The organism is Actinoplanes sp. NPDC023936 (assembly GCF_040639325.1).
Classification (GTDB): domain Bacteria; phylum Actinomycetota; class Actinomycetes; order Mycobacteriales; family Micromonosporaceae; genus Actinoplanes.
The window spans coordinates 339,113-364,793 of the sequence record NZ_JBEZZR010000004.1 but is presented as its reverse complement, the minus strand read 5'-3'; the positions used below and the strand labels follow the sequence as shown (position 1 = coordinate 364,793).

Here is a 25,681-nt window from a genome sequence, read left to right as displayed (position 1 = left end):
GCTATCCCTTGATCGTCGTCCAGGCCTGGGTCCAGGCCGCGTAGTCCTTGCAGGTCACGTCGGTACGACCGTCGATGCACTGCGCCAGCGGCGTGGTCCAGTACCAGATCTGGCCGAAGTAGGCCTCGTCCTCGGCGTGGAACGTGGCGCAGTGGTTCTTGTCCTTGGTGAGAGCACAGGACTGCTTGTTGGAGGGCGCCTCACCGAACCACTCGGCGACTCCCGCGTTGGCCTCCGGCGAGATGATGTGGTTCATCCACAAGTACGCGCAGTTCGGGTTCTTCGCGGTGGCCGAGACCATCCAGGTGTCGGACCAGCCGGTCGCGCCCTCGGTCGGCAGGATCGACTCGACCGGCGCGCCGTCCGCCTTGGTCAGGTTCGTGATGACCTGCCAGGTGGTGCCGAGCACGGAGTTGCCGGACTTGAACGCCTGCACCTCCTTGGTGTAGTCCGACCAGTACTCGCCGATCAGCTCGTTCTGCTGCTTGAGCAGGTCGACCGCCGCCTGGAACTGGGTGTCGTCCAGCGCGTACGGGTTCTTGATGTTCAGTTCCGGCTTGGTCTTCATCAGGTACAGCGCCGCGTCCGCGATGTAGATCGGCGAGTCGTAGGCGGTGATCTTGCCCTGGTACGGCGAGTTCGCGTCGAAGACCGCGCTCCACGAGGTGGGCGCCGGCTTGACGGTGTCGGTGCGGTACATCAGCAGGTTGGCCCCGCGGCCGTGCGGCACCCCGTAGGGCTGGCCGTCGACCGAGTTCCACTGCTTGTTCTTGAGGCCGTCGAAGACGTCGGCGTAGTTGCTGATCAGATCGGTGTTGACCGGTGCCACGTCACCGCCGTAGATCAGCCGCAGCGACGCGTCGCCGGAGGCCGACACCACGTCGTACTCGCCGGTCTTCATCAGGGCGACCATCTCGTCCGAGGTGCCCGCGATCTTGTTGTTGACCTGGCAGCCGGTCTCGGACTCGAAACCGGTGACCCAGTCGACGGTCTTGTCGGTGGAGCCGTCCTCGACGTACCCCGCCCAGGACACGACGTTGACCTGGCCCTCGCCCGCGCCGACCGCCGTGAGCTTGTCGATCTTCGGGACGGTCAGTCCGCCCGGGCCGCTGCCGGTCGACTCGCTGTCGCCACCGCCGCCGCAGGCCGCGAGCGTGAGCACGCCCGCCGCCAGCACCGCGGTCATCCACCTGTTATCGCGCATGCGCGTTGTCCTTTCCTTCAGGGAATCTCGATCACGTGCTCGTCACGCCAGCTGAGACGCACCCGTGCGCCACGCAATTCGCTGAGCGCGGCCGTACCGGTGCGGCGGTTCTGTTCCACCACCACCACGCGGGCGCCCGCGTCCAGGTCCACGACGTACCGGGTCACCGGCCCCGCGTAGATCACTTCGGCGACAACCCCGTTCGCCGGTTCCGCCGGGTACAGGTCGATCTTTTCCGGGCGTACGGAGAAAGTGCCGTCCCGGTCGAAGAGGAGCTTCGCGGTGTCGCCCGCGAACACGTTCGACGTTCCGACGAAGCCCGCCACGAACGCGGTCGCCGGCTTCTCGTAGACGTCCTCCGGCGTGCCGACCTGCACGATCCGGCCGGCGTCGAAGACCGCGACCCGGTCGCTCATGGTCAGCGCCTCGTCCTGGTCATGGGTGACGAAGACGAACGTGATGCCGACCTCGCGCTGGATCGCCTTCAGCTCGACCTGCATCTGCTCGCGCAGCTTGAGGTCCAGCGCGCCGAGCGGCTCGTCGAGCAGCAGCACCTTGGGCCGGTTCACCAGCGCGCGGGCCAGCGCCACCCGCTGCCGCTGGCCGCCGGACATCGCGGCCGGTCTGCGGTCGCCGAAGCCGGCCAGCCGCACGCTGGCGAGGGCCTGCTCGGCGCGCTCGCGGCGCTCCCTGCGGCCGACCTTGCGGACCTTGAGGCCGTACTCCACGTTCTCCCGGACGCTCAGGTGCGGGAAGAGCGCGTAGTCCTGGAAGACCGTGTTGACGTCGCGTTCGAACGGCGCCAGCCGGGTGACGTCGGCGCCGCCGAGCTCCACCGTGCCGGCCGTGGGCAGCTCGAACCCGGCGATCATCCGCAGCACGGTGGTCTTGCCGGAGCCGGACGGGCCGAGCATCGAGAAGAACTCGCCGTCGGCGATCTCCAGGTCGACGCCGGCCACCGCATCGACGCTGCCAAATGATTTGCGGAGTCCGGTGAGGCGGATGGCCGGGGCGTTCTGCTGGGTCACGGTGTTGTTCCTGCCGGTGCGGAGGAGCGAGGTGACGAAAAGGTATGGCGTCAGACTTTAAAGGTCAAGGCTCCCCGGTAACCGCTGCGTTAACAGCGGTAAGGAACAATCGAGGCCATGGGTACGGGGCGGACCAGCGCACGATCAGCGGTCTTCGCACCACTCGACCCGCACAGCCGCGCCGAGACGGTCGTCCGCCGGCTCACCGACGCCATCACGTTCGGCCTGCTCGCCGACGCCGAGCAGCTGCCGAGCGAGGCCGATCTGGCGGCGCAGTTCGGCGTCTCCCGGGTCACCGTTCGGGAAGCGCTGGTGACGCTGCGCCACCAGAACCTGCTGGAGACCCGTCGTGGCCGCGGCGGCGGCAGCTTCGTCCGGGCGCCGGCCGACTCGTCGCTGCGCGCCCGGCTCTCCGAGCTGAGCCTGCCCAGCCTGCGGGACTCCACCGACCACTACGTGGCGATCGCCGGGGCGGCCGCGCGCCTCGCCGCGCTCCGGGCCGGCGCGGAGGACGTCGCACTCCTCGAACAGGAGGCCGACGGGCCGCTGCACCGGGTCGAGCGCGCGTTTCATCTCGATGTCGCAGCGGCCGCGCAGTCTGCCCGGCTGGCCCGTGAAGAAGTACGATTCGGGGCGGAGCTGGGGACGCTGCTGTGGTCGCCGGTGATCCAGCCCGATCACCCGACGCGCGATCCGCGGGCCGAGCACCGGGCCATCACCAGGGCGATCGCCGCCGGCGACGGGGACCTGGCCCGGCGGCTCACCGAAGAACACATTGAGAAGGCCGTCGAGCGACTGGTAAACCTGCATCTGACGTTGGTCGAGCCCTAGCGCAAGGTGGGTTCTGTGGGACAGACGAGCACTCGCACCGCAGCACCGGCCGGCACCGACCTCGCTGGTCTTGTCACCACCATGGCCGAGCAGACCTTCGATGTGGCCGATCGGCTGCGCCACCGGGTGGAGGCTCTGTTCGTCGCTCGTGGCCGGCCCGCCGTCTCCGCCGACCTGGCCGAGGTCGGGCCCGAGGTCACCGGCATGCTCGGCGGCCTGATCACCGGCGCCGGCGTGATCACCACCCCGCTCTCCGACGGCCGGCACGGCGTCGAGTGGTGGATGGGCACCACACCCGCGCCGACCCGCCTCGCGCTCGACGTCGATCCGGAGAGCGACGACTTCGCCGCGGTCGGCCGCCAGCAGTGGTTCACCGTCCCGCGCGACACCGGCCGCCGCCACGTCACCGGTCCCTACGTCGACTACGTCTGCGCCGAGCAGTACACGCTGACCTTCACCGTGCCGATCTTCGCCGGCGGCGTGTTCGCCGGCGTGACCGGCGCGGACGTCTTCGTCGGCGACATCGAGCGGATCCTGCGGCCGGCCCTGCGCGCCGTCGGCGCCCCGGTCGTGCTGGTCAACAGGCAGGGCCGGATCGTCGCCGGCACGACCGCGCACCACATCACCGGCTCCCTGATCCGCGAGCCGCACATCCACGCCGCGCTGCAGGCCGGCGTCGCACAGACCCTGCCCGGCGGGGTGACAGTGGCCCCGTGCGGCGGCGGCCTCCCGCTGGCCGTGCTCACCTGGGCCTGAGCCGCAGTCTGCTCTCGGCCTGGACCACATCGACGACCGGCGAATCCGCTCGTTCGGGGGACGCGGGACGCTGCAGGGTGCGGGGGTGGCGCGGTCAAGGGCGGATCCAGCCGAGCATGCGCTGGTACAGCTCCTGGGGGTGCGGATTGCCGAGTCCGTCGTGGAGGGCGTCCGCCAGCACCGCCCCGAGGTAGATGGCGAGGCTGATGCGCTCCGGGCGGTACTGGGCGATCAGGTCGGCTCGGGCGCGGGCGCACGGCCATGGCTCGCCGCAACCCTGGCAGGACCAGGACGGGCGCAGGTAGAAGTGCTCGCCCATCAGCATCACATCCCCCGGAGATTGACTCCGTGCACATGCATGAGGACCCTCGGTAACAGCATGCGCCCGCGCGGAGCGAAAGGCGCTTGTCGCATACCGGACACGATGGTGATCATCTATCCAATACCGTGGGTGGATGGAGATCCGCCTCTGGTCCGTCGTCGCCGAGCCGGACGCGCTCGCCGCCGCCGGGCCGGGCGCGGAGGAGGCCGGCGGGAGCGGCGCGTGGTTCGCGGCCGGACCGGGCGGCATCGTGGTGATCGTGGCAGGCGGCGTGCGTACCCACGAGGACCTGACAGTGCCCGGACCGCTGCCGCGCGGTGTCGAACGGCAGCTCGCGCGGGAACCGCAACCGGCGGTCCTGGCCTTCGCCCGGCTGCCGGAGGGATGCCTCGCGCTGGGCACGGCCCGGGTGACCAGGATCGGTCGCCGCCGGGGCGTGGTGCAGGACCTGGCGCTGCGCCTGGACGCGCCGCTTCCCTATGAGTTCCTCGATCGGGTACGCCCGACCGGCCCGCCCGGCCCACAGCCGGACATCGACTGGATCGACCTGTTGCCGGCCGATCCGGGCACGGCGCTGGAGCGTTTCGTCGCCGGCTGGTACGCCGACGTGCCGCCAGCCGAGCATCCCGAGCCGGGGGAAGGGCGGCCGCACGCCACCCCCGGACCGGCAACCGATCTCCCGGAGCCGTTACGGACCTTCCACCGGGCCGCCGCCGGGCGCGCCGCCGTCTACGGCCGGAGCGTGGAGATCTTCCGGGAGGCCGCCGGCACGAGCCAGCCCGGAATGATCGCTTTCGGTCAGGAGGGCGACGGGGTCTTCACGCTGCTCACCGAGGCGGCCGGGGGCGACCCGCGGGTCTGGTACCACGGGCTCAGTGACCAGCCGCTGCGGGAACGGGAGCGGCTCGGCGCGTACCTGATGCTCGTCGCTCTCGCCCACGCCGCGATGGACTCGTCGCCCGGCGGGATGGCGTTCGCCGACCGCGCGCAGGCCCGGCGCATCGTCGGGCCGCTGCGCCGGGTGCCGTTGCGGCCGATGCGCTGGCCGTGCGCGAAATCCCGGTTCTACGTGGGACCCGGCGTGGTGGCGCTGGTCGGCGAGGACGACGGCGACTGGTTCGAGGTCTACGTCGGAGCGCGGCACCGGTCACTGCTGCGCCGGCTGCGCAAACTGGGCCTGGACTGGGAGTCGTTCGACGGCTGAAGACGGCCGAGGGGCCGTCACACGACGGCCCCTCAGCACGAGGATGTCACTCGCTGATCGCGTCGATCAGGTCGCCGACCGGGCGGTCCGGCAGTGCGCGGGCCACGTCGGCGACCGCGACGATGCCGACCAGCTGGTGGCCGTCGATCACCGGGAGCCGGCGGACCTTGTACTGGCTCATCGTGCGCAGGATCTCGGCGGCGTCGTCGTCCGCGCCGACGGTGATCGTCTTGCCCTGCGCCAGCTCGGAGGCGGGCACATCGGCCGGGTTACGTCCCTGCGCGAGGGCCTTGATGACGATGTCGCGGTCGGTCAGCATGCCGTGCAGCCGGTTGTCCTCGCCGCAGATCGGCAGCGAGCCGACGTTGAGCTCGGACATCTTCCGTGCCGCGTCAGCGAGTGTCTCCTTCTCGCCGACGCATGTGACGTCCCTGGACATGATGTCGCGGGCGGTGGTCATGGGGGTTGACTCCTTCCACGGTGTAATACTGTCGTAACTAGGCGTACCCCCGTCAGACCGTTGCAATCGTGTACGCCACTTCGTCCACGAGTTCGCGGGCCAGGAAGCCGACCCGGCCGTGGCGCGGGACGAGCCGGCGGCCGCTCATCGCATGGGCGTACGCCGCCCAGCAGGCCGCCTGCGCCGGATCCGCGCCCCGCCCGAGCAGCCCGGCCACGATGCCGGCGCGCACGTCGCCGCTGCCCGAGGTGCCGAGGCCGGTGTCGCCGCTCTCCTCCCGCCAGGATCCGCCGTCCGGATCGGCTACGTGACCGTAGAGCGAGACCACCGCCCGGTAGCGCCCGGCCAGCTCGCGTGCCGCTCCGGCCAGGTCGTCGCCGGGTTCGCGCCCCAGCAGGTGACCGGCCTCGGTGATGTTCGGGGTGAGCACCACGCGGCGCTGACGTACCAGCTCGGGGTCCTTGCTGAGGGCGCCGAGAGCGTAGGCGTCGAGAACGACAGCGGTGTCCTCGCCGGCCTTGCCGAGGACCGACCGCATCAGCCGGATCGTGTGGTCGATGTCGTCCAGGCCGGGTCCGAGCAGGACCACGTCCGCGGAGCCGACCAGCTCCAGCACCTCGTCGCCGGCCTCGCCCGTCTCGGAGAGCCCGATCACGAGCGCCTCCGGCACCGCGATGCTGAGCGCCACCGCCGACGCGGCGGCGACCGCGAGCTGCAGCTTCCCGGCGCCGGCCCGCAGCGCGGCCACGCCGGCCAGAAGAACCGCGCCGGGGGTACGCCGTGCGCCGCCGACCACGAGCACGGTGCCCCGCGACTCCTTGTCACCCTGCGGGTCCGGCAGCGCCCACTCCTGCAGCAGGCCCGGCGTGATCACCCGCTCCTCAGACCGGTTCGGCATTGACGTCCTCCTGCCGGGTCGGCTCGGCGTCGTGGAGTTCGAGGTGGTCGACCGCGTTGAACAGCTCCGGGGCGAGCCGGTCGCCGTCGCGCCGCCAGCTGCTCACCGAGCAGTTCGCGATCGCCGTCCGGTGCGCGATCTCCATCAGTTCCTGCTCCAGCAGGCCCTCGGCGAGGTAGCGCACCATCAGCACCGTCGCCTCGTGCGCGAAGAGCACGACCCGGCCGCCCGGATGGTCCTCGTGGATCTCCCGCAGCAGGGCCCGCAGCCGCAGCAGCACGTCGGCCCAGGACTCGCCGCCCGGCGGCCGGTAGTAGAACTTGCCGAGCCGGGCCCGCCGCCGGGCCTCGTCGGGCAGCCGGGCTTCGACGCCGCGCGCCGTGAGCAGGTCGAGCACGCCCAGCTCGCGGTCGCGCAACCGCTCGTCGACCACGACCGGCACACCCGAGCCGCCCAGCGCGATCTCGGCGGTCTGCCGGGTCCGCAGGTACGGCGAGACGACCGCCAGATCCGGCCGCTGCTCGCGGAGGAAACGGCCGACCGCCTCGGCCTGCTCGCGGCCGGTCTCCGACAGCGGCACGTCGGCGTCCCGCTCCGGGATCTCGATCCTCTCGGCGCCGCCGGCCTCGGCCTCTTGCGCGGTGACGTTGCCGGTGCTCAGCCCGTGCCGGACCACGGCCAGCCAGTCGAGTCTCTCCATGCCGCTGGCCTTACCCGGTATCGCGGGGACCTACCCCACGGGCGTACAGGCGGTGATCGAACGCGCCTGGCCGAGCAGCCGGTCGCGGGTGGCCGTCAGCTCCTCGATCGCGGCGCGCATCGACTCGGTGCCGCGGACGTCCCCGGCCAGGTCCCGCAGCGTGGTGAGCATGTCGACGGTCGCGGTCATCTGCCCGGCCGCCGTGGTGAGGCGGCGAACCATCTCCTCGCGGGCGAGCGACAGCAGCGGATCCACGTGACACCTCCGGGTACGAGCGGCCGGGCGGCCACGGTCGAGCCGAACTGATCGGCCGTCGGGAGCCCGCCTTGAGGAGCCCGCCGTTGTCGTCTTGCCGAACCGAACCGAACCGAACCGGACGCGTCGCTGCTCACCATGCGGGAACTCGACAAACTCCGACCCGAATTCGCCCGAAGAGAACGCTCGCCCCAGACGACTCAATTCTGGAGGATGCCCGCCGATAGGCAGGTTGATGAACGTTCGGCAGAAGCTCCTCGGCGGGTACCTGTTGGTGGCGCTCCTGCTGGCCGCCACCGCGTTCGTCGCCTGGCGCGCGGACAACGCCTCCGCCGAGAAGGCCGCCGTCGAGGAGGCGAAGCAGCTGGCCGCCGGCATCGCCGCCGACATCGGCAACGGCCTGCCGGTGGACACGCCGGACAAGGTCCCGATCCCGCTGTACTACAGCCAGACCGGGCTCGACAACTACCTGCAGCGGCTGCACACCATGCAGAAGCGCGACGTCGTGGTGGTCGACGGCGGCAAGTACATCCTCGGCGACGTGATCCGGGCGAACATCGGCGACATCTTCGACCACGACACCGGCAACGAGGTCGGCAAGACACTCACCGACGGCGAGCCCCGGGTCTTCGTCGAGACCAGTGCCGACTATCCGGACGGCATCAAGCAGGTGGTGGTGCCGATGCGCAGCGCCCGCGGCGCGATGCTCGGCGCGGTGATCCTGGAGTACACGCCGCTCTACGACCAGATGATGGCCGGCGCCCGGCAGGCGCAGAAGGTCATCCTGATCAGCTCGTCGGTCGCCATCGTGCTGGTCCTGCTGATCGGTTTCGGGGTGGCCGGCTCGGTCACCCGGCGGATCCGCGCCCTCACCTCCGCGGTGCGGATCATCCGCAGCGGCGATTACTCGCACCGGGTGCCGGCGACCGGCCGCGACGAGATCGGCACGCTCGCCCGCGCCGTCAACGCGATGGCCGAGCAGCTGGACCGCTCGGCGCGGGAGATCCTCGCCAAGGAGTACACCGACAGCATCCTGGCCAACGCCGGCGAGGGCATCTGCGGCGTCGACGCCACCGGCCGGATCGCCTTCGCCAACGAGGCCGCCGGCCGGATCACCGGAGTGGGCGTGACCGGGCTGCTCCAGCGCGAGGCCACCACCCTGATGCCGGAGGCGGCCGGCAGCCTCACGCCCGGCACCCGCGAGGGCCGCCTGCAGCGTCCGGACGGCACCTCGGTACGCGTCGAGTACACGATCAGCACGATCGAGAAGGAGGACCGCCCGATCGGCGCCGTCGTCGTGCTCCGCGACATCAGCCGGCAGCGGGCGCTCGAGTACGACCTGCGGCACCAGGCGCTGCACGACGGGCTGACCGGCCTGCCGAACCGCAAGCTGCTGCTGGACCGGCTGGACCACGCGCTCACCCGGTCCCGGGCGTCCGGCGAGCAGATCGCCATCCTCTATCTCGATCTGGACGGGTTCAAGCGGGTCAACGACAGCCTCGGGCACAACGCCGGGGACGCGTTGCTGCGTACCGCCGCGGAGCGGTTGATCGGGTTGCTCCGGCCGCAGGACACGGTGGCCCGGCTCGGCGGCGACGAGTTCGCGGTGCTGCTGGAGCCGGCCGGCCCGGACGTCGTCGAGGCCGTCACCCTGGCCGCCCTGGAGGCGCTGGCCCGGCCGTTCCTGCTGCACCACCGGGAGGCCGTGGTCACGGTCAGCATCGGCGTGGTGCCGGACGCGGCCCGGTACGCCGACGCGGACGAGGTGGTGCGCAACGCCGACGTGGCGATGTACGCCGCCAAGGACGAGGGCAAGAACCGATTCATGATCTTCGAGACGCGGATGCACGAGCAGCTGCTCAGCCGCCTGGACCAGGAGGCCCGGCTGCGGGAGGCGGTGCACCGCGGCGAGCTGCGGCTCTACCTGCAGCCGGTGGCCGGCGTGCCGGACGGGCAGATGCACGGCGCCGAGGCGCTGGTCCGCTGGCAGGACCCGCAGCGCGGCCTGCAGCAGCCCGGCTCGTTCATCCCGCTCGCGGAGGAGACCGGGATGATCATAGAGATCGACCGGTGGATCCTGCGCGAGGCGTGCCGGATGATCCGGCAGTGGCAGGACCTGAATCCACGGACCGCGCCCGCCTTCGTCAGCGTCAACCTCTCCGCCGCGCACCTGGAGCTGCCGGACCTCACCCAGCAGGTGGAGATCGCGCTCGCCGAGACCGGCCTCTCCCCGCACTGCCTGGTGCTCGAGCTGACCGAGACGGTGCTGATGCGCGACGTCGCGGTGACCTCGGCCCGCCTGGAGGAGCTGCGCCGGATCGGCGTCCGGATCGCCATCGACGACTTCGGGACCGGGTACTCCTCGCTCGGCTACCTGCGCGACATCCCGGTCGACGTGCTCAAGATCGACCGGTCGTTCATCAACGGACTGGTCGGCAACGGGCGGCAGCAGGAGCTGGTCAGCGCGGTGATCCAGCTCGGGCACACCCTCGGCCTGCGGGTGGTGGCCGAGGGTGTCGAGGACGGCGATCAGCTGGCGCTGCTCACGGTGATGGGATGCAAGTTCGCTCAGGGGTACTACCTGGGCCGCCCGGAGCCGGCCGCCACCCTGTACGAGCGGCTCAACGCCCGCGCGCTGACGGCATAGGTTCTTCTAGCGGCGCAGATAGAGGTCACGCAGCAGGGCGATCTCGGCGCCGTGGTGGATCACCTCACGGTTGATGTGCAGCACCAGCGCGCCCATCGAGTCGTCGCCGTACCCCTCCTCGCCGCTCGGCCGCGCCAGGCCGTCCTGGCCGAGCCCGGCCACCGCCGCCACCCACTGCCCGTAGATCGTGTCGAGCTGGGACAGCGCCTCGGCGGCCGATCCGGCGTAGCGATGGCGCAGGTAGTCCATCGGCGCGCCCTGGAAGTGCCGGGCCAGGCGCACGCCGAGCACGCCCACGATGATGTGCCCGAACCGCCAGGCGATCGTGGTCACCGGCGGCGGATCCGGCGCCGGGTACGCCCAGTCGAAGACCATGTCGCCGCCGCCGGCCGCCATCGGAGCGTTGCTCGTGCCCCGGGGCCGCACGCTCCAGGCGTCCGGAGCGGGCTCCCAGAAGTATTCGTCATCGGTCAAACCGTCCAGCCGGGGACGCAGCCGGCTCCGCCAGTGCTGGTCGAGTTGCTGGCGCAGTTGAGCGTTCCAGTCCGTGCCCATGAGCAAAACCCTAAGTGCCCGACCGGTGCCGGACTGCCGAAACGGGCAGCCCGGCCGCCTCACACCGCGAGGTCCACCGGCTGCCGAGACCACGGCGCACGGCCTCGTCGATCAGCAGCCGCGCGGTGGCCAGGTCCTGCAGGCCCACGCCGACCGAGTTGAAAAGGGTGATCTGTTCCGGACTCTGGCGGCCTTCCTCGCGACCGGCCAGCACGCGGGTCCCCTAGGATGAGTCTTTCTCCGGAGGGTCCCTGTGGCGTCACTGCGCGACCGCGCCTACGAGGAGCTGCGGCGTCGGATCCTGTCCACCGAGCTCGCCCCCGGCGCCCGCCTCGTCGAGCGTGACCTCGCCGCCGAGCTGGAGGTCTCCCGGATCCCGCTGCGCGAGGCACTGCGCCTGCTCGAAGCCGACGGCCTGGTCCTGCTCGTGCCGCACAAGGGCGCGCTGGTGGCGCCGTTCACCCCGGCCGACGTCCGCGATCTGTTCGACGTGCGCGAGTCCCTGGAGGCCCTCGCCGCCCGCCTCACCGCGCTGCGGCGGGACACGGCCGGCCTGGCCCGCCTGAAGGACCGGCTCGCCGCCGCGCGGGCGGCGACCGCGGCCGGCGACTCGGACGGGGTGGCGGCGGCGAACGCGGGCTTCCACGCCGACCTGGTCGACCTGTCGGACAACCCGCTGCTCAGCGCGATGATGCGGCCCCTCGCCGCGCGCACCCACTGGCTGTTCCGCCTCACCGCCCAGCGCGACCCGGACCAGCAGTGCGCCGAGCATGAGGAGCTGTACGCCGCGATCGAGGAGGGGGCCGCCGAGCGGGCGGCGGAGCTGGCGCGCGACCACGTGGCGAGTGGCCGGGAGACGAGCATCGCCCAGGCGTCCCGCTGGTCGGCGCCGGACGTCGACCCGGAGGCTGTCGCCGCCCGCCGCCGGCGCCGTCCAGCCAAGCCGTAGCCGCCTCGGGGACCTGCACGGACTACGGCTCGCGTCCGCCAGCCGTCGCTCAAGCCGGTGATCAAGGCCCGATTACCGGCGCGGACTACGGCTCGCGCCCGCCAGCCGTCGCTCAAGCCGGTGATCAAGGCTCGATTACCGGCGCAGACTACGGCTCGCGCCCGCCAGCCGTCGCTCACACCGGTGATCAAGGCCGGTTACCTGCACGGACTACGGCTCGCACCGGGCGGCCGTCGCTCAGGCCGGTGGTGGCGTGGGGACGGTGGAGGGCTGGGGACGGGGTTGGGGGTGAGGGGACGCCGGGGCCGGCGGCGGGCGGCGCCGGGGGGAGGGGCTTCAGGCTGGTGGGGCGGAACGGGTTGGGGTGCGGTTGGGTACGGGTTGAGGGCGTACCCGATGGGATTTGCCCTGAATGGCTGAACTTGGCGGGGCGGGAGCGTGCATATCGGGCGTTGTGGGCACGTCGTGGCGCAGGATGCTGCGAATGAACACCGTCGCACAAGTTTGTGCCGTGGTTGCCGCGCTGGTTCACATCGGTGCGGGGACCATGGAAGCCTTTTTCTACCGCCGCCCGGCGGTTCGCAAGTTGCTCACCGGGTCCACCGCTGATGCGCCTGAGGCGCAGATGTGGCGCTTCTTCATCGGGCTCTACAACCTGTTCCTCGCCGTCGGCATCATCGTCGGGCTCGTGATGCTGCACCGGGGCGACGAGAGTGCCGGGCGGGCGCTGGTGATCTACGTAAGTTGCTTCATGACCGTCTCCGGGGTCATCTTCCTGATCACTCATCCGCGGCTCTGGTCGGGGGCGCTCGGGCAGTTCGTGCCGCCGGGAGCCGCGGTGGCGGCCGCCCTGTTGACGTGACGTGTTGACGTGTCGTGTCAATCCGACGTGTTGACGCGACGTGTTGATGTGCCGTGTGGACATGTCACGTCGATCCGCTGTGTTGACGCGACGTGTTGACGTGACCCGACGCGTTGATCGCGACGGGACGTGTTGACTTGATAGTGGAGCGGCCACCGCGCACCCGGGCTGAACGGGAACGCGGTGGCCGCGAACAGGGGCCGGCTCGGTCAGCTCTGCACGAAGACCGAGACCGTGCGGGCCGGAACGGTGAAGGTGCCGGTCGCGGCGGCGAACGACGCCGTGCGGACCAGGGGGTCCGCGGACCGCTGCTGGATCGGGTGCAGCGACACCGTCGTGCCGGCCAGGGACGTGACCTTCTGGGTGACCGCCGACGGGGTGGCGTTGAAGACCACCGTCACCGACTTCCACTTCGGGTCGAGGCCCCGGCCGTCCAGCGTCATGGTGATCACGCCGGGGGTCTCCGCCGTGCCGGAGAGCGGGAACGACAGGCGCTTCTGCACCTGCGCCGCGGTCGGCAGGCCGAAGACCGGAGTGGACTTGCGGATCCTCAGCAGCTCCTGGTAGCGGCTGTCGGCCAGGTTGATCGCCGCGCAGGACGGGACCAGGGCCGGGTCGGCGAGCAGGGGCTTCGCATACGCGTACTTGGACTCGTTGTCCGGCTTGGGCGGCAGTCCCCGGCCGAAACCGTTCCCGTCGGCGCAGTCCCACTCGATGGCGTTGAACCAGTCACCGGAGTTGTACGAGTTCCGGTCCAGCGACTTCGAGCGCAGCCGCTCGCTGCCGGTGGTCACGAAGCCCACCCCCTGCCCGAGCACCGTGGCCGCCAGGGCCACCGATTGCGCCCGCGCCCGCTCCTCAGCCGTGGTGGCCTGCGGCAACTTGTACGCGAGCGAGTCGTAGAGGATCTCGTTGTCGTGCGCGTCGACGTACGTGATCGTCTCGCCCGGGGCGGCGTTGTAGCCGGCCGGCGAGCCGTTGTAGTCGACGTCCGAGCCGGTCACCACGGCGCCGGACGAGTCGGTGAAGGAGTAGCCGGCCAGGTTGCCGCTCAGACCGACCTTGATCAGGTCCTGGTAGTGCAGCAGGCGGGTCTTCTGCTCGGCCGCCGTCCCGTTCACCGGGTCACCGTTCGGCGCGGTCAGCAGGCCGGACGCGAAACCCTGGATGCGCGGGTTCTCGTCGAACGGGCCGCCGCCGCGGACCGCGTCCCGGAGCCGGTCGTTGAACGTGCCGATCCCGGTGCCGGCCAGCTCGGTCTGGGACGCCTGCACGAAGCGGGCGTTGTCCGCCACCTCGCCGAAGTTCCAGCCCTCCCCGTACACGTAGATGTTCTTGCCGTCGACGCCGTCCTTCGCGAGCGTGAGCCGGTCGAGCGCCGCGCGGACCGCCAGGATGTTCTCCTTCGGGTGGTGGCCCATCAGGTCGAAGCGGAAACCATCGACCTTGTACGCCTTCGCCCAGGTCACGATCGAGTCGACGACCAGTTTGCCCATCATCGCGTTCTCCGGCGCGGTGTTGGCGCAGCAGGTGGAGTTGGCGACCGAGCCGTCCTCCAGGAGGCGGTGGTAGTAGCCGGGCACGATCTGATCGAGCACCGACTTGCTGTCGGTGCCGGACGCCGACGTGTGGTTGTAGACGACGTCCATCACCACGCGCAGGCCGGCCTGGTTGACCCCGGCCACCATCGACCGGAATTCGCGCGTCCGGGAGGACGGATCGACCGCGTACCCGCCCTCGGGAACCGTGTAGTGCAGCGGGTCGTACCCCCAGTTGTAGCCGTCGGTGGCGGCCACCTTCGCGACGCAGGCCTGCTGCTCCTCGGAGTCGGGCGGGAAGGACGCCAGGTCGCAGGGCGGCTGGGCCTGGTCGGCCCGCTTCTCCGGGATCGTGGCGAAGTCGAACGCCGGCAGCAGGTGCAGGTGCGTGACACCGGCGCCGGCCAGGGACTTCAGGTGCTTCATCCCGTCGCTGTTCGCCCGGGTGAAGGCGGTGAAGGTGCCCCTTTCGGCGGCCGGAACGGTGTCGTCCGCGATCGAGAAGTCCCGGACCGAAAGCTCCGAGATCTGAATCTTCGCGGGCGCCGTGGCGGCCGGCTTCCTCAGCCTGTCCCAGCCGGCCGGCTTGAGCGCCGCGTCATCGAGCGAGGTGAAGACGCTGCGGGCGGAGTCGGTGGTCAGGGCGAGCGAGTACGGGTCGGTGACCGACGCCGTGACGACCTGCCGGGTGGCGGGCTGCCAGGCGGTCACCCGGTACTTGTAGAAGTCGCCTTTCTTGAGTCCCTTCGCCGACCAGATGCCAGTCCGGGCGTCGCGGCGCATCGCCCGGACGTCGGCCGTGCCCCCGGTGGCGGCGGAGTAGACCTCCAGCTCGACGGCGCGCGCGGTCGGCGCCCAGACCGAGACGCCGGCGCCGGCCGGGCCGAGCCGCTCCTTCGTGGCCGCCGCGTAGACGTCGTCCAGCACGCCGGAGAGCTGCACGCCGGTCGCCGAGAGCAGCTTGCCCGCGGCATTCCGCTCGGTCACCACCACCTGACTCCGCAGGATCTCGGTGACGTCGCCGGCCGGCAGCGCGAAGGCGCCGTACTGCCAGAGGTGCGGGAACTTCTCCCGCTGGGCCTCGGTGAGCCCGTCGCGGCGGGCGGCGAGACGGACGCTGTCGTACGACCCGGTCAGCTCGCCGTTCGCGACGCCGATCCCGCCCGCCGGGGCGTAGACCAGGTCGTAGACCTTGCCGTCGGTGCCCGCGCCGACCGGTTCCAGGGTGTCCCCGGTGCCGGTCTTCCAGGCCACCGTGCGCCGGTCGATCCAGACCGCCCGCGATTTGGTCACGTCGATCTCGCCGACGCCGGCGGCCGTCCTGACCAGTGGCAGCAGGCGGGTCTCCTGGCCGGCGAGCAGCCACACCTCGTGCCCGGCCTTGGCGAGGTCGAGCGACTGGTCGGTGGGCAGGTCCTTGGCGTCGCCGTTGTGGATGATGTAGCTCAACGAGCTCGCCCCGGCCGCCAGCGGCACCTCGAAGACCGCGCCGTAGGAGTCGATCCGCGCCGGCGCGAGAGGGCTGGCCCAGTCGGTCGGGCTGGCCGCGCCCTCCCAGACGTGCAGGCCCCAGCCGTCGTAGTTCCCGTCGGCCGCGCGCCAGTGGATGATCGCCTTGCTCTGATCCTGCGCCGGGTCGGGCTCACCGGTAGCGGCCTGCCGGGTCGGATAGATCGTCGGATCACCGGATTTGAGCCAGATCTCGGGATTCGAACCGACGTCGATCGTCCGGTCCGCGTCCACGTCCTTCACGCCGCTGTCGCTCACCACGACGAAACCGACGCTCTTGGCGCCGGGCTTGAGCTTCACGTACGCGAACCGGCCGTAGGAGTCCTCACCGGCGAACGGCTGCCCGTCCGGCCAGGTGGTGGACATCGACGCGTCGACGTCACCCCAGACGTAGAGGTTCTGGTCGTCGTAACCGCCGGCCGGCCGCTGGTAGTGCACGACCGCGTAACCCGCCGCCGACGTCGCCTCCGGCGTGCCGACGGTGATCTTCGTGGTCGAGGACGCGAGCCGGCCCCTGCTGTCACGCACCACTGCCTTGTACCGCACTTCGGTGCCGCCGGCCAAGCCCGTCAGGTCGTGGTAGACCCGGTAGGGGGCCTTGTCCGCGGTGCCGACCAGCTTCCACGGGCCGCCCGCGACCTGGGCCGCGAAGGTGACAGTGGCGAGCGGGTCGCCGGTGGTCTCGGCGACGAGTTCGGTGCGGGCCGGGACGCTGTCCCCCACCGCCGGCTTCGTGATCGTGACGGTCGGCGCCGCGGTGGGCGCCGGGAGCGATCCGTCCGCCTTGAGCACCACGGAGGAGAGAGCCGGAACGGTGATCGTGATCTTGCCATCGACAGCCTGAGCCGCCTGATCCGTGCCGTAGATCCCCGTGAACGACGAGGACGCCGCCGGGAACGTCACGGTCTGCGGCGTGGTCGCGTTGTTGACCGCCACCACGTACTCGAGACGCTTGGCAGTGTCGATCCGGGACGCCGCGAAGACGCCCTGACCCTCGGCCGCGTACCGGGTCGTCTGCACGCCGTTCATCAGTGCCGGGTGGGCCTTGCGCAGCTTCGCCAGGCCGGCGATGGTCCGGTAGAGCGGGTGCTGGGTGTTGTAGTTGTCCACCGCGTGGGTGCGGTCGGTGCCGATCAGGTCGTCGTCCAGGTAGTCCGCCGACGCGCTGGCGAAGAGATCCTGGCGCGCGTCCTTGTCGCCGCCCGGACCGGTGAAGCCCTGCTCGTCACCGGAGTAGACGACCGGCTGCCCCCGCGTCAGGAACATCAGCTCGTGGGCGAGCTGATCGCGCTTGAGCTGGGTCTCCGCGGTGGCGGCGGACGCGATGAACGAGCCGATCCGGCCCATGTCGTGGTTGCCGAGGAAGGTCGGCAGCCGGTCGGCGCCGGTGTCCCGCGCGGTGTAGAGGTCGTCCTTCGCGTACAGGCCGGAGAGGGCCGCCGCACCGCTGTTGCCGGTGACGAAGCCGCGCGCCGCCTCCTGGAAGGAGAAGTCCAGCGTGGCGGGCAGGCCGCCCTCGCGCACGTACTCCGACTGGATCTCCTGGTCGGCGCTGTAGACCTCGCCGAACATGAAGAAGTCGTCACCGGCGGCCTTCTCGATGCCCTGCGCGAACTGCGGCCAGAACTCGAGGTTGGTGTGCTTCACGGTGTCGAGGCGGTAACCGTCGATGCCGGTGTTCTTCACCCAGTCGGCGTAGATCTTGGTCATGCCGCGGACGACTTCGGGCCGCTCGGTCCAGAGGTCGTCGAGGCCGTAGAAGTCGCCGTACTCGCTGTTCTCGCCGGCGAAGCTGGAGTTGCCCCGGTTGTGGTACATGGTCACGTCGTTGAGCCAGGCCGGGGTCTTGGCCTTCTTGGCCGTCGCGGACGGGAGGACCGGCGTGTAGGGGAACGACGTCGCGTCCGTCTTCGGGAAGGAGCCACCCGACGCGTAGTTCGCGTCCTCGAACGGCTGCCCCTCGGTGTCCGTGTACGGCGACGTCTCCTTGTCGACGTAGGTGTACTCGTTCTCCGCGTACCGGATCACGTCCGCCGTGTGGTTGACGATGATGTCCAGGAAGATCTTCATGCCCCGCTGGTGCGCGAGCTTGACCAGCTTCTTCAGGTCCGCGTTCGTGCCGAAATGCGGGTCGACCTGCGTGAAGTCGGTGATCCAGTAGCCGTGGTATCCGGCGGAGACGTCGGCGCCCGTACCCTGAACGGGGTTGTTCTTGAAGACCGGCGCGAGCCAGATGGCCGTGGTGCCCAGACCCTGGATGTAATCCAGCCGGTCGATCACGCCCTTGAGGTCGCCACCGTGGTAGAAGCCCTTGTCAGCGGGGTCGTACCCGGTGGCGAGCCGGTCGCCTTTCAGCCCGCCCTTGTCGTTGGACTCCTCGCCGTTGGCGAACCGGTCCGGCAGGACGAAGTAGTACTGCTCGCCGGCGGCGGGCTGGTCGGAGCCCCAGTTGGCGATGACGGCCGCGCTCGGTTCCTTCGGGGCCGGAGCCGTCGAGGGAGCGGCGGACGCGGGAACGGCTATGAGGGGCAGCAGGAGGCTGAGCAGAGCGACGCCCAGCCGGCGTTTTCGAGGTGCCACTTAACAACCCTTCGGGTGCTGGCGGACGGACCACACCTGGAAGGTTGGTCCATCACCGTCGATTTCGATAGATCCGTCGGCGCCGGATTTGAGAGCTTCGGCGCCGCCGTACAGGTTGTCGCCCCGCGCGTGCGGGACGAGTCCGGTCACGCGTACCGGAAGGCCCGGAGCCCGCCGGGCCGCCACCAGCACGGTGTCCCCGGCGGCCTCCCGGAGGAAGACCAGCAGGTCACCGGCGGCGTGCAGCCAGCGCAGGCCACCGTCGCGCAGCGCCGGCGTGCCGCCGCGCAGCCGCGCCAGGGCGCGATATCGGGCCAGCGTGCGCAGATCCCAGCCGTCGGTGTCGTTCCAGGGCATGGGGGTACGGGAGTGCTCGCCGTTGTATCCGGTCAGCCCCAGCTCGTCACCCGCGAAGACCATCGGGGTGCCGGGAAGGGTGAAGAGCAGACCGGCAGCGACCTCGTGGCGTTCCGGCCCGCCGACCACGGACCGGATCCGCGGGGTGTCGTGCGAGCCGAGGATCTGCCAGGACGCGACGAGAGAGCGCCAGGACGCCCGCGCCGCGAACGCCGTCATCGTCGACACCAGGTCGGCCGCGTCCCGGAACGGGATCTCGCCCGGAACGCCGAGGAAGTCCGGGAACGGCAGCTCGTCGGCGCGCAGCCAGCTCCACACCGGACGGGTGAAGCCGGCGTAGTTCATCGTGCCCTGCCAGCCGTCCGCGTCCAGGTCGCCGGTCGCGTCGTGGCCGTGCTCGGCGAGCAGCATGGCGTCCGGGCGGACCTGCCGCACGGCCCGGCCGAGCAGGGCGGCGACCTCGTGGGTCCAGTCGTCGGCGCCCCGGCGGCCGGTCATGTTGGCCACGTCGATGCGCCAGCCGTCCAGCGCGTAGGGATGGGTGAGCCAGTGCTGGGCCAGCTTCGCGAACCGGCGGCGCAGCTCGGGACTGCCCCAGTTCAGCTTCGGCAGGCTCGGGACGCCGAACCAGGACTCGTACGTGCCGTCGTTCTCGACGTAGTAGAAGTCCTTCTCGGTGCGGAACCACTCGTGGGCCTCGCCGGTGTGGTTGGTGGTGAGGTCGCCGATCAGGCGCATGCCCCGGGCGTGCACCGCCTCGCTGAGCCGGACCAGCGCGGTGTCGCCGCCGAGCAGCGGATCGACAGTGCCGAAGTCCGAGCCGTCGTAGCGGTGGTTCGAGCGGGACGGGAAGAACGGCGTCAGGTAGAGCGTGTTCGCGCCCAGGTCGGCGACGTGGTCCAGGTGTTCCGCGACGCCTTCCAGGTCACCGCCGTAGAGCTGGGTGGCGGCCAGCGGGCCGCGCCCCTCGACCGGGGTGTCCCAGTCGCAGCGCACGGCCCAGTCCGGGGTCGGCCGCCCGTCCGCCGCCGCCGAGCGGGCGAACCGGTCCGGGAAGATCTGGTAGACGATCGCGTCGCGCGACCAGTCCGGCGCCGGCGGGTGCGCGACAAGCCGGAAGTCGGTGGCGTCCGGCACGTCGTAGGAGGTCAGACCCCCGGCGGTGAGCCAGCGGACGGCGCCGGCGGCGGTCCGGATCAGGAAACGGTACGGGGTGACCGGGTTCCGTACCTCGATCTCCGACCGCCACCACTCGCCTCCCGCGTCCCGCCGGTCGATCACCGCCGAGGTGAAGACCGGTTCGCCGTCGCGGACGAACCGGGTGTGTATCCGGGAGACCCGGACACCGGACGGCACCCGGACGAAGACGGCGACCGTCTCCCCCGGCGCGGGAGACGGGTCGGAGACGTAGAGACCGGAGCCGTCGTGGTGCGGGATCATCCCTTCACCGCTCCGGCGCTGAGACCCTCCACGATGTAGCGCTGGAGGTACATGAAGACGCCGACGGTCGGGACCGCGGTCAGCAGCGTGCCGGCGCAGAAGACACCGAAGTTCGCGTCCCGCTCCCCCGCCACCAGGCCGTAGAGCCCGACCGCGAGGGTCTTGGACTCGCTGTCGGTGAGGAAGACGTTCGCGATCAGGAACTCGTTCATCGTGCCGATGAACGCGAGCAACCCGGTGACCGCCAGGATCGGCGCGACCAGCGGCAGCAGGATCTTGAAGAAGATCTGCGCGTGGGTGGCGCCGTCGACGACCGCGGACTCGTCGAGTTCCTTCGGGATCGTGTCGTAGAAGCCCTTCATGAGCCAGGTGTTCACGCCGAGCGCGCCGCCGAGGTAGAGCAGGATCATGCCCCACCAGGTGTTGAACCCGAAGGCCGGCCACAGATCGGTGATCGTGGAGAACATCAGGAAGATCGCCACGACCGCCAGGAACTGCGGGAACATCTGGATCAGCAGCAGCGACATCAGGCCGATCCGGCGTCCCTGGAAGCGGCGGCGGCTGAACGCGTACGCGGCGAGCGCCGACAGGAACACCGACGCCGCGGCGGCGAGCCCGGCGATGACGATCGAGTTGACGAACCAGTACCCGAAGTTGGTGTCCCGGAAGAGCTTCGCGAAGTTCTCCGCCGAGGCGGCGGACGGCACCAGCGTGCTCGACGCCAGCGTGCCCTGCGGGTTGATCGCGGCGGAGAGGACGAACAGCAGCGGCCCGAGCGCGAACACCAGGCCGAGCAGGCCGACCAGGTGGCGCCAGCCGACCTGCTTGATCCAGCGCGTCACGAGTAGACCTCCTCCAACTGCCGGGTCCGGCGGAAGCTGATCGTGGAGATGGTCGCGACGATCAGGAAGATGAAGATCGAGATGGCGGCGGCGAAGCCGTACTGCGCGCCGGAGCCGCCGAAGGCGAGCCGGTACGTGTACGTGATCAGCAGGTCCGTCGCCCCGTTGGTGGTGTTGTCCGCCGGGAACGGCGCGCCCTCGGTGGTCAGCCAGATCGCGTTGAAGTTGTTGAAGTTGAACGCGAACGACGAGATCAGCAGCGGGGTCAGCGGGATCATCAGCAGCGGCAGCGTGACACTCCTGAAGCTCTGCCAGACGCCGGCGCCGTCCACCTTGGTGGCGTCCAGCAGCTCACCCGGGATGGCCTGCAGCGCGCCCGTGCTGACCAGGAACATGTACGGGTACCCGAGCCAGAGCTGCACCAGGATCACCGCGAGCCGGGCCGAGGCGGTGCCACCGAACCAGTCGACGTCCGTACCGAGAAGGTTGTTGACCAGGCCGAAGTCGGTGTTGAACATGTCCCGCCAGACCAGCAGCATGGCGAACGACGGCATCGCGTACGGGAGAACCAGCAGGATGCGGTAGAGATTGCGGCCCCGGACCCGGCTCGAGTGCAGCGCCAGGGCGATGAACAGGCCCAGCACGAACGTGAAGCCCGTCGATCCGATCGCGAAGGCGAAATTCCAGATCAGGGTACGCAGGAACGGTCCCGAGATGGTGTCGTCGGTCAGCGCCCTGGTGAAGTTGCCGAACCCGACGCTGACCTTCCAGCCCTGTGCCAGCCGCTCGCCGTCGGCTGCCACGAACGCGCCGACGCTCTCGTCGGCGACCCAGGACTTGCCGGTCGTCACGTCCCGGATGCTGTCGGTCACCGCGTCGTAGGCACGGCCGGCCTTGCCCTCGTACGCCCGGGACAGGCCCGCCGAGCGGATCGCGCCGCCCTGCGTGGGCACCGTGAACTCGGTGATCTCCTGGCTGCGCGCGCTGGCCTGACCGGCGTTGAGCACGGTGTAGCCCTCGGCGGCGGTCACCTTGCCGCTCGGCGTCACGGTGACGGCGCCGGCCGGTTTCAGGCCCCCGGCGTCGCCGATCGAGACCGCCTTGGTGGCCGGGTCGGTGATCAGGAAGACGATCGGCCCGGTGGCCGGGTCGCCCCGGGTCGCGATCGAGAGCGCGTACTCGGCCGAGCCCGGAACGCGGGTGACCGACGACGTCTGGATCGCGACGATCGCGTCCTCCTTGCTCCCCCGGTGCCCGTCACCGAAGTTGGTGAACGCCGTGCTCGCCGTGTAGAGCACCGGGAACAGCTGGAAGATCACCAGGAACAGCGTGCCGGGGAAGAGGTACTTCGCCGGGATGTGCCGCGGCGACAGGTAGATGTAGAGCAGCGCCCCGGTGGTGGCGACCAGGATGCCCAGGCCGATCCAGTGCTCCGCGGCGATCAGCGGGAAGGCCGCCCACACCGCGAACGCCACGGACAGGCCGAGCAGCAGGATCTTGGCGAACTGCCCGGTGAGGCCGGTGTTCCGGCCCTGGTGATGCCGGCGCGGCTCGGAGGGCTCCGGCTCGGTGGCGGGGAGGGCCCGCCGCCGGGCGGACCCTCCGAGCTTCGTCGTCATGACGTGTTTCCCGCTGTCGTTACTTGATCGAGCCGGAGATCGTCTTGCCGGCAGCGGTGACGGTCTTCTCCGCGTCCGCGCCACCGATGACGGCGGCCTCGGCCTTGCCGAACGGGTCCCAGATCGCGGCCATCTCCGGGATCGCGGGCAGCGGCACGGCGTTCTTGCCGGCGTCGACCCACTTCGCCAGGTCCGCGTCCGAGCCCTTGACCTGGTCCAGGGCGGCGGTCAGCGCCGGCGGCCGGGGCTCGGCGTTGTAGAGCGCGACGGCCAGCTCCGGAGTGGTCACGTAGTTGGTGACGAACTCCTGCGCGAGCGCCTTGTTCTTGCCCTTCGCGGCGACGTAGAAGGTCTGCACGCCCAGGAACGGGGTGGCCTCCTTGCCGCCTTCGAAGCCGGGGACCGCGCTGATGTCGTACTTGAGGTTCGCCTTCTTCACGTCGGTGACCGCCCACGGGCCGGAGACCAGGTAGGCGCACTTCTTGCCGGTGAAGGTGGCGATCGAGTTCTCCGGGGTGATCGAGCGCTTGAGCGCGCCGTCGCCCTTCTCGCCGAGCGCGCCGAGCTTCGTGAACGCCTCGACCGACTCCGGCTTGCCGACGCCCAGGTCCTTGGCGTCGTATTCACCGGCCGCGTTGGTGCCGAAGAGGTAACCGCCGGCCGAGCTGTAGAACGGGTACGAGTGGTACGCGTCGCCGTTCTGGCCGACCTGCAGGCAGAGGATCTCGGAGACCTTCTTCTCGGCCTTGAGCTTCTCGCCGGTCGCGACCAGGGCCTCCACCGTGGCCGGCGCCTCGGGGGCCAGCTCGGTGTTGCGGATCAGGCCCAGGTTCTCGGTGGCGTACGGGACGCCGTACGTCTGGCCGTTGAAGGTGACCGCCTTGACCGCGTTCGCCGCGATGCCGTTCTTCTGCTCGTCGCTGAGCTGCACCGGGTCGATGGCGCCGTTCTGCACCAGGTTGCCGATCCAGTCGTGCGCGCCGACCATCACGTCCGGGCCGCTGCCCTGCTGGGAGGCGGTGAGGAAGGTGGTCTGCTGGTCCTTCGAGATGGCCTGGACCTTGACGGTCACGCCGTTCTCGGTGCCGAACTTCTCGGCGAACGGCTGGAGCGCGGCGGACCGCTTGTCGTCGGCCCAGATCACCAGTTCACCGGAGGCGGCCGCTCCCGAGGGGGTGTCGCTGGCCTTGTCCGTGCTGTCGTTGCTGCCGCACGCGGCGGTGCCGACCAGCGCGACCGCGCAAACCGCGATCACACCCGCAGTTCGGATGCGCATCGATGAGCTCCTGTCATGAGGGATTTTGCAAGAAGAGGTCCGGGGGCTTCGGGCACACTGCGGCCCTGCTCTTCCCGGGAAAGATCGATGAGGTGTCGTCCTTGTTGCCGGGACGTTAGCAAGCACTTGCAGTCAATGGAAGAGCTTGCACGGCGATAGCCGGTAACAGGTCGGCACTACAGTGACAACATGCGTGCACGGATGGCGGACATCGCCAGGCAAGCCCAGGTCAGCGAGGCGACGGTTTCGCGCGTCATCAACGACCGACCCGGCGTATCCGCTGACACCCGGCAAGCGGTGCTGACCGCTCTCGACGTGCTCGGCTACGAGCGCCCCGAGCGGTTGCGCAAGCGCAGCGCCGGCCTGGTCGGTCTCGTCGTGCCCGAGCTGGACAACCCGATCTTCCCGGCGTTCGCGCAGGTCATCGAGTCGACCCTGGCCCAGTCCGGGTACACGCCGGTGCTCTGCACCCAGTCACCCGGCGGCGTCACCGAGGACGAGTACGTGGAGATGCTCCTGGACCGTCAGGTCTCCGGCATCGTCTTCGTCTCCGGCCTGCACGCCGACACCACGTCCGACCACGAGCGTTACCTGCGCCTGCTCGCCCGCCCGCTGCCGATCGTGCTGGTCAACGGGCACGCCTCGGGCATCGACGCGCCGTTCGTGACCTGCGACGAGGAGCAGGCCAGCGACCTGGCGGTCAGCCATCTCGTGGCGCTCGGCCACCGGCGGATCGGCCTGATCTCCGGTCCGCACCGGTTCACCCCCGTGCAGCGCAAGCTCGCCGGGTACCGGGACGCCATGCGCCGGCTCACCGGCGCCTCCGGATCCGAAGTGGATGCCCTGGTCGAGCTCACCCTCTTCGGCGTGGAGGGTGGCGAGGTGGCGGCGGATCGCCTGCTCGCGAAGGGCGCGACGGGCATCGTCTGCGGTTCCGACCTGATGGCGCTCGGGGCGATCCGGGCGGCCCGGCGGCGCGGCCTGGACGTGCCCGGTGACGTCTCGGTGATCGGTTTCGACGATTCCCCGCTGATGGCTTTCACCGATCCGCCGCTCACCACGCTCCGTCAGCCGGTGGCGGCCATGGCGGTGGCGGCCGTGCGCTCGCTGGTGGACGACATCAACGGGCACGGGGCACCGCGTTCGGAGTACCTGTTCCGGCCTGAGCTGGTGGTTCGCCGCTCGACGGCCGTCGCGCCGGTGGCCCGCACGCTGCCGGCCGACGCTCCCGCCGCCTGACGGTTCTTGCTGCAAGTTCTTGCACACGGGGCGGGGTGTTCGCGCCGTGGTGTGCGAGAGAGCGTGTTCTGCGCCTCTTCCGGATGGGGGATGCGGGATTTTGCAGGCTCTTGCAGTGGGCGACGGTGGAGTTGTCGGGTGGGTGGCGCAAGCGCGTGCGCAAGTGCGTGCGGGGGTGATGGGCTGAGTGGCACGTCAGGTGACAGATTGGTTGCTCAGCGTGCCGTTTTGAGGTCATTCTCGGGGTCAAATGGCTGGTGATAGATATCACAATTGACCTTCGCTGTCACCCAAATGCCGATTTATCGGGCGGACGGTTCGAGGGTTGGCAGATGGCCAATTTCAAATGCCGCAAACACATTGCGCCCACAGCGCCCGTGTCGATTTCGGGCGCGCTCCGCACCCCGATTCCCCACACAGGGCCGGACCACCCGCAGCGTGTCGACTTCGGGCGCGCTCCGCACCCCAATTCCCCACACAGGGCTGGACCACCCGCAGCGTGTCGACTTCAGGCGCGCTCCACACCCCAATTCCCCACACAGGGCCGGACCACCCGCAGCGTGTCGACTTCGGGTTCGCCACGGCACGACGGGTCCGGCACGACGGGTAT

General features: G+C 70.3%; 21 protein-coding genes. 7 read left to right on the top strand and 14 right to left on the bottom strand.

All coding sequences use genetic code 11. From position 1 onward, the window contains the following. Nucleotide 1: 1 nt before the first annotated feature. Together AB0F72_RS07915 and AB0F72_RS07910 are read right to left on the bottom strand one after the other, a co-directional pair. Nucleotides 2–1,204, bottom strand: coding sequence for an ABC transporter substrate-binding protein (locus tag AB0F72_RS07915; RefSeq protein WP_360426964.1), 1,203 nt, complete (start codon nt 1,202–1,204; stop codon nt 2–4). 17 nt (nt 1,205–1,221) lie between these two features. Beyond that, the gene (locus AB0F72_RS07910; RefSeq protein WP_360426961.1) at nt 1,222–2,232 is read right to left on the bottom strand and encodes an ABC transporter ATP-binding protein; all 1,011 of its coding nucleotides are present in this window, start codon (nt 2,230–2,232) and stop codon (nt 1,222–1,224) included. Between the two features lie 117 nt (nt 2,233–2,349). Between AB0F72_RS07910 and AB0F72_RS07905 the strand changes: the two genes are divergently transcribed. Together AB0F72_RS07905 and AB0F72_RS07900 are read left to right on the top strand one after the other, a co-directional pair. After that, on the top strand, nt 2,350–3,063 hold the full coding sequence (locus tag AB0F72_RS07905; RefSeq protein ID WP_360426957.1) for a GntR family transcriptional regulator: 714 nt from the start codon (nt 2,350–2,352) through the stop codon (nt 3,061–3,063). A gap of 15 nt (nt 3,064–3,078) precedes the next feature. Continuing rightward, nucleotides 3,079–3,819, top strand: coding sequence for a cache domain-containing protein (locus AB0F72_RS07900; RefSeq protein WP_360426954.1), 741 nt, complete (start codon nt 3,079–3,081; stop codon nt 3,817–3,819). A 94-nt stretch (nt 3,820–3,913) separates the two neighbouring features. Here the strand turns inward: AB0F72_RS07900 and AB0F72_RS07895 are convergent, their stop codons facing one another. Then, a complete protein-coding gene (locus tag AB0F72_RS07895; RefSeq protein ID WP_360426951.1) occupies nt 3,914–4,138 on the bottom strand; it encodes a hypothetical protein in 225 nt (74 codons plus the stop codon). Nucleotides 4,139–4,274: 136 nt separating this feature from the next. Here AB0F72_RS07895 and AB0F72_RS07890 point away from each other — a divergent pair, with 136 nt between their 5' ends. Then, complete coding sequence (locus tag AB0F72_RS07890; protein ID WP_360426948.1) at nt 4,275–5,345, top strand: hypothetical protein; 1,071 nt, start codon at nt 4,275–4,277, stop codon at nt 5,343–5,345. A gap of 46 nt (nt 5,346–5,391) precedes the next feature. On the opposite strand, the gene AB0F72_RS07885 is transcribed toward AB0F72_RS07890, so the two are convergent. The 4 genes from AB0F72_RS07885 to AB0F72_RS07870 are packed head-to-tail and all read right to left on the bottom strand — an operon-like array spanning nt 5,392 to nt 7,658. Beyond that, the gene (locus AB0F72_RS07885) at nt 5,392–5,805 is read right to left on the bottom strand and encodes a CBS domain-containing protein (RefSeq protein ID WP_360426945.1); all 414 of its coding nucleotides are present in this window, start codon (nt 5,803–5,805) and stop codon (nt 5,392–5,394) included. 52 nt (nt 5,806–5,857) lie between these two features. Then, nucleotides 5,858–6,703 (bottom strand): NAD(P)H-hydrate dehydratase, encoded by an 846-nt coding sequence (locus tag AB0F72_RS07880; RefSeq protein ID WP_360426942.1) that lies wholly within the window; start codon nt 6,701–6,703, stop codon nt 5,858–5,860. Continuing rightward, entirely contained in the window at nt 6,687–7,403 is a 717-nt protein-coding gene (locus AB0F72_RS07875) for a histidine phosphatase family protein (protein ID WP_360426939.1), read from the bottom strand. Before AB0F72_RS07875 ends, AB0F72_RS07880 begins: the two co-directional genes overlap by 17 nt. A gap of 30 nt (nt 7,404–7,433) precedes the next feature. Further along, nucleotides 7,434–7,658 carry a hypothetical protein gene (locus AB0F72_RS07870; protein WP_360426936.1) on the bottom strand — a complete coding sequence of 75 codons (225 nt, stop codon included), beginning with the start codon at nt 7,656–7,658 and terminating at the stop codon, nt 7,434–7,436. A 235-nt stretch (nt 7,659–7,893) separates the two neighbouring features. On the opposite strand from AB0F72_RS07870, the gene AB0F72_RS07865 reads away from it, so the two are divergent. Continuing rightward, nucleotides 7,894–10,305 carry an EAL domain-containing protein gene (locus AB0F72_RS07865; RefSeq protein ID WP_360426933.1) on the top strand — a complete coding sequence of 804 codons (2,412 nt, stop codon included), beginning with the start codon at nt 7,894–7,896 and terminating at the stop codon, nt 10,303–10,305. Between the two features lie 6 nt (nt 10,306–10,311). On the opposite strand, the gene AB0F72_RS07860 is transcribed toward AB0F72_RS07865, so the two are convergent. Then, nucleotides 10,312–10,860: a DinB family protein gene (locus AB0F72_RS07860; RefSeq protein WP_360426930.1), complete on the bottom strand. Its 549-nt coding sequence runs from the start codon at nt 10,858–10,860 to the stop codon at nt 10,312–10,314. 10 nt (nt 10,861–10,870) lie between these two features. Beyond that, nucleotides 10,871–11,074: a hypothetical protein gene (locus tag AB0F72_RS07855; RefSeq protein WP_360426927.1), complete on the bottom strand. Its 204-nt coding sequence runs from the start codon at nt 11,072–11,074 to the stop codon at nt 10,871–10,873. A gap of 39 nt (nt 11,075–11,113) precedes the next feature. Between AB0F72_RS07855 and AB0F72_RS07850 the strand changes: the two genes are divergently transcribed. Beyond that, nucleotides 11,114–11,809, top strand: coding sequence for a GntR family transcriptional regulator (locus AB0F72_RS07850; protein WP_360426924.1), 696 nt, complete (start codon nt 11,114–11,116; stop codon nt 11,807–11,809). A gap of 484 nt (nt 11,810–12,293) precedes the next feature. Further along, nucleotides 12,294–12,671 (top strand): DUF1304 domain-containing protein, encoded by a 378-nt coding sequence (locus tag AB0F72_RS07845; RefSeq protein ID WP_360426919.1) that lies wholly within the window; start codon nt 12,294–12,296, stop codon nt 12,669–12,671. Nucleotides 12,672–12,880: 209 nt separating this feature from the next. Here AB0F72_RS07845 and pulA read toward each other — a convergent pair whose 3' ends face one another. The 5 genes from pulA to AB0F72_RS07820 are packed head-to-tail and all read right to left on the bottom strand — an operon-like array spanning nt 12,881 to nt 23,832. Further along, the gene (pulA, locus tag AB0F72_RS07840) at nt 12,881–18,298 is read right to left on the bottom strand and encodes a pullulanase-type alpha-1,6-glucosidase (RefSeq protein WP_360426916.1); all 5,418 of its coding nucleotides are present in this window, start codon (nt 18,296–18,298) and stop codon (nt 12,881–12,883) included. After that, nucleotides 18,299–20,095, bottom strand: coding sequence for a glycoside hydrolase family 13 protein (locus tag AB0F72_RS07835; RefSeq protein WP_360426913.1), 1,797 nt, complete (start codon nt 20,093–20,095; stop codon nt 18,299–18,301). After that, nucleotides 20,092–20,937 carry a sugar ABC transporter permease gene (locus AB0F72_RS07830; RefSeq protein WP_360426910.1) on the bottom strand — a complete coding sequence of 282 codons (846 nt, stop codon included), beginning with the start codon at nt 20,935–20,937 and terminating at the stop codon, nt 20,092–20,094. The genes AB0F72_RS07835 and AB0F72_RS07830 overlap by 4 nt, the downstream gene beginning before the upstream one ends. Next, nucleotides 20,934–22,556 (bottom strand): ABC transporter permease subunit, encoded by a 1,623-nt coding sequence (locus AB0F72_RS07825; protein ID WP_360426907.1) that lies wholly within the window; start codon nt 22,554–22,556, stop codon nt 20,934–20,936. Before AB0F72_RS07825 ends, AB0F72_RS07830 begins: the two co-directional genes overlap by 4 nt. A gap of 19 nt (nt 22,557–22,575) precedes the next feature. Continuing rightward, nucleotides 22,576–23,832: a maltose ABC transporter substrate-binding protein gene (locus AB0F72_RS07820; protein WP_360426904.1), complete on the bottom strand. Its 1,257-nt coding sequence runs from the start codon at nt 23,830–23,832 to the stop codon at nt 22,576–22,578. Between the two features lie 189 nt (nt 23,833–24,021). Between AB0F72_RS07820 and AB0F72_RS07815 the strand changes: the two genes are divergently transcribed. After that, a complete protein-coding gene (locus AB0F72_RS07815; protein WP_360426901.1) occupies nt 24,022–25,071 on the top strand; it encodes a LacI family DNA-binding transcriptional regulator in 1,050 nt (349 codons plus the stop codon). Nucleotides 25,072–25,681 lie beyond the last annotated feature (610 nt).

Coding starts and splice junctions, on each gene's coding strand:
- AB0F72_RS07915 (WP_360426964.1), bottom strand. CDS start 1,204: ATGCGCGATAACAGGTGGATGACCGCGGTGCTGGCGGCGGGCGTGCTC.
- AB0F72_RS07905 (WP_360426957.1), top strand. CDS start 2,350: ATGGGTACGGGGCGGACCAGCGCACGATCAGCGGTCTTCGCACCACTC.
- AB0F72_RS07895 (WP_360426951.1), bottom strand. CDS start 4,138: ATGGGCGAGCACTTCTACCTGCGCCCGTCCTGGTCCTGCCAGGGTTGC.
- AB0F72_RS07890 (WP_360426948.1), top strand. CDS start 4,275: ATGGAGATCCGCCTCTGGTCCGTCGTCGCCGAGCCGGACGCGCTCGCC.
- AB0F72_RS07885 (WP_360426945.1), bottom strand. CDS start 5,805: ATGACCACCGCCCGCGACATCATGTCCAGGGACGTCACATGCGTCGGC.
- AB0F72_RS07880 (WP_360426942.1), bottom strand. CDS start 6,703: ATGCCGAACCGGTCTGAGGAGCGGGTGATCACGCCGGGCCTGCTGCAG.
- AB0F72_RS07875 (WP_360426939.1), bottom strand. CDS start 7,403: ATGGAGAGACTCGACTGGCTGGCCGTGGTCCGGCACGGGCTGAGCACC.
- AB0F72_RS07865 (WP_360426933.1), top strand. CDS start 7,894: ATGAACGTTCGGCAGAAGCTCCTCGGCGGGTACCTGTTGGTGGCGCTC.
- AB0F72_RS07860 (WP_360426930.1), bottom strand. CDS start 10,860: ATGGGCACGGACTGGAACGCTCAACTGCGCCAGCAACTCGACCAGCAC.
- AB0F72_RS07845 (WP_360426919.1), top strand. CDS start 12,294: ATGAACACCGTCGCACAAGTTTGTGCCGTGGTTGCCGCGCTGGTTCAC.
- AB0F72_RS07835 (WP_360426913.1), bottom strand. CDS start 20,095: ATGATCCCGCACCACGACGGCTCCGGTCTCTACGTCTCCGACCCGTCT.
- AB0F72_RS07825 (WP_360426907.1), bottom strand. CDS start 22,556: ATGACGACGAAGCTCGGAGGGTCCGCCCGGCGGCGGGCCCTCCCCGCC.
- AB0F72_RS07820 (WP_360426904.1), bottom strand. CDS start 23,832: ATGCGCATCCGAACTGCGGGTGTGATCGCGGTTTGCGCGGTCGCGCTG.
- AB0F72_RS07815 (WP_360426901.1), top strand. CDS start 24,022: ATGCGTGCACGGATGGCGGACATCGCCAGGCAAGCCCAGGTCAGCGAG.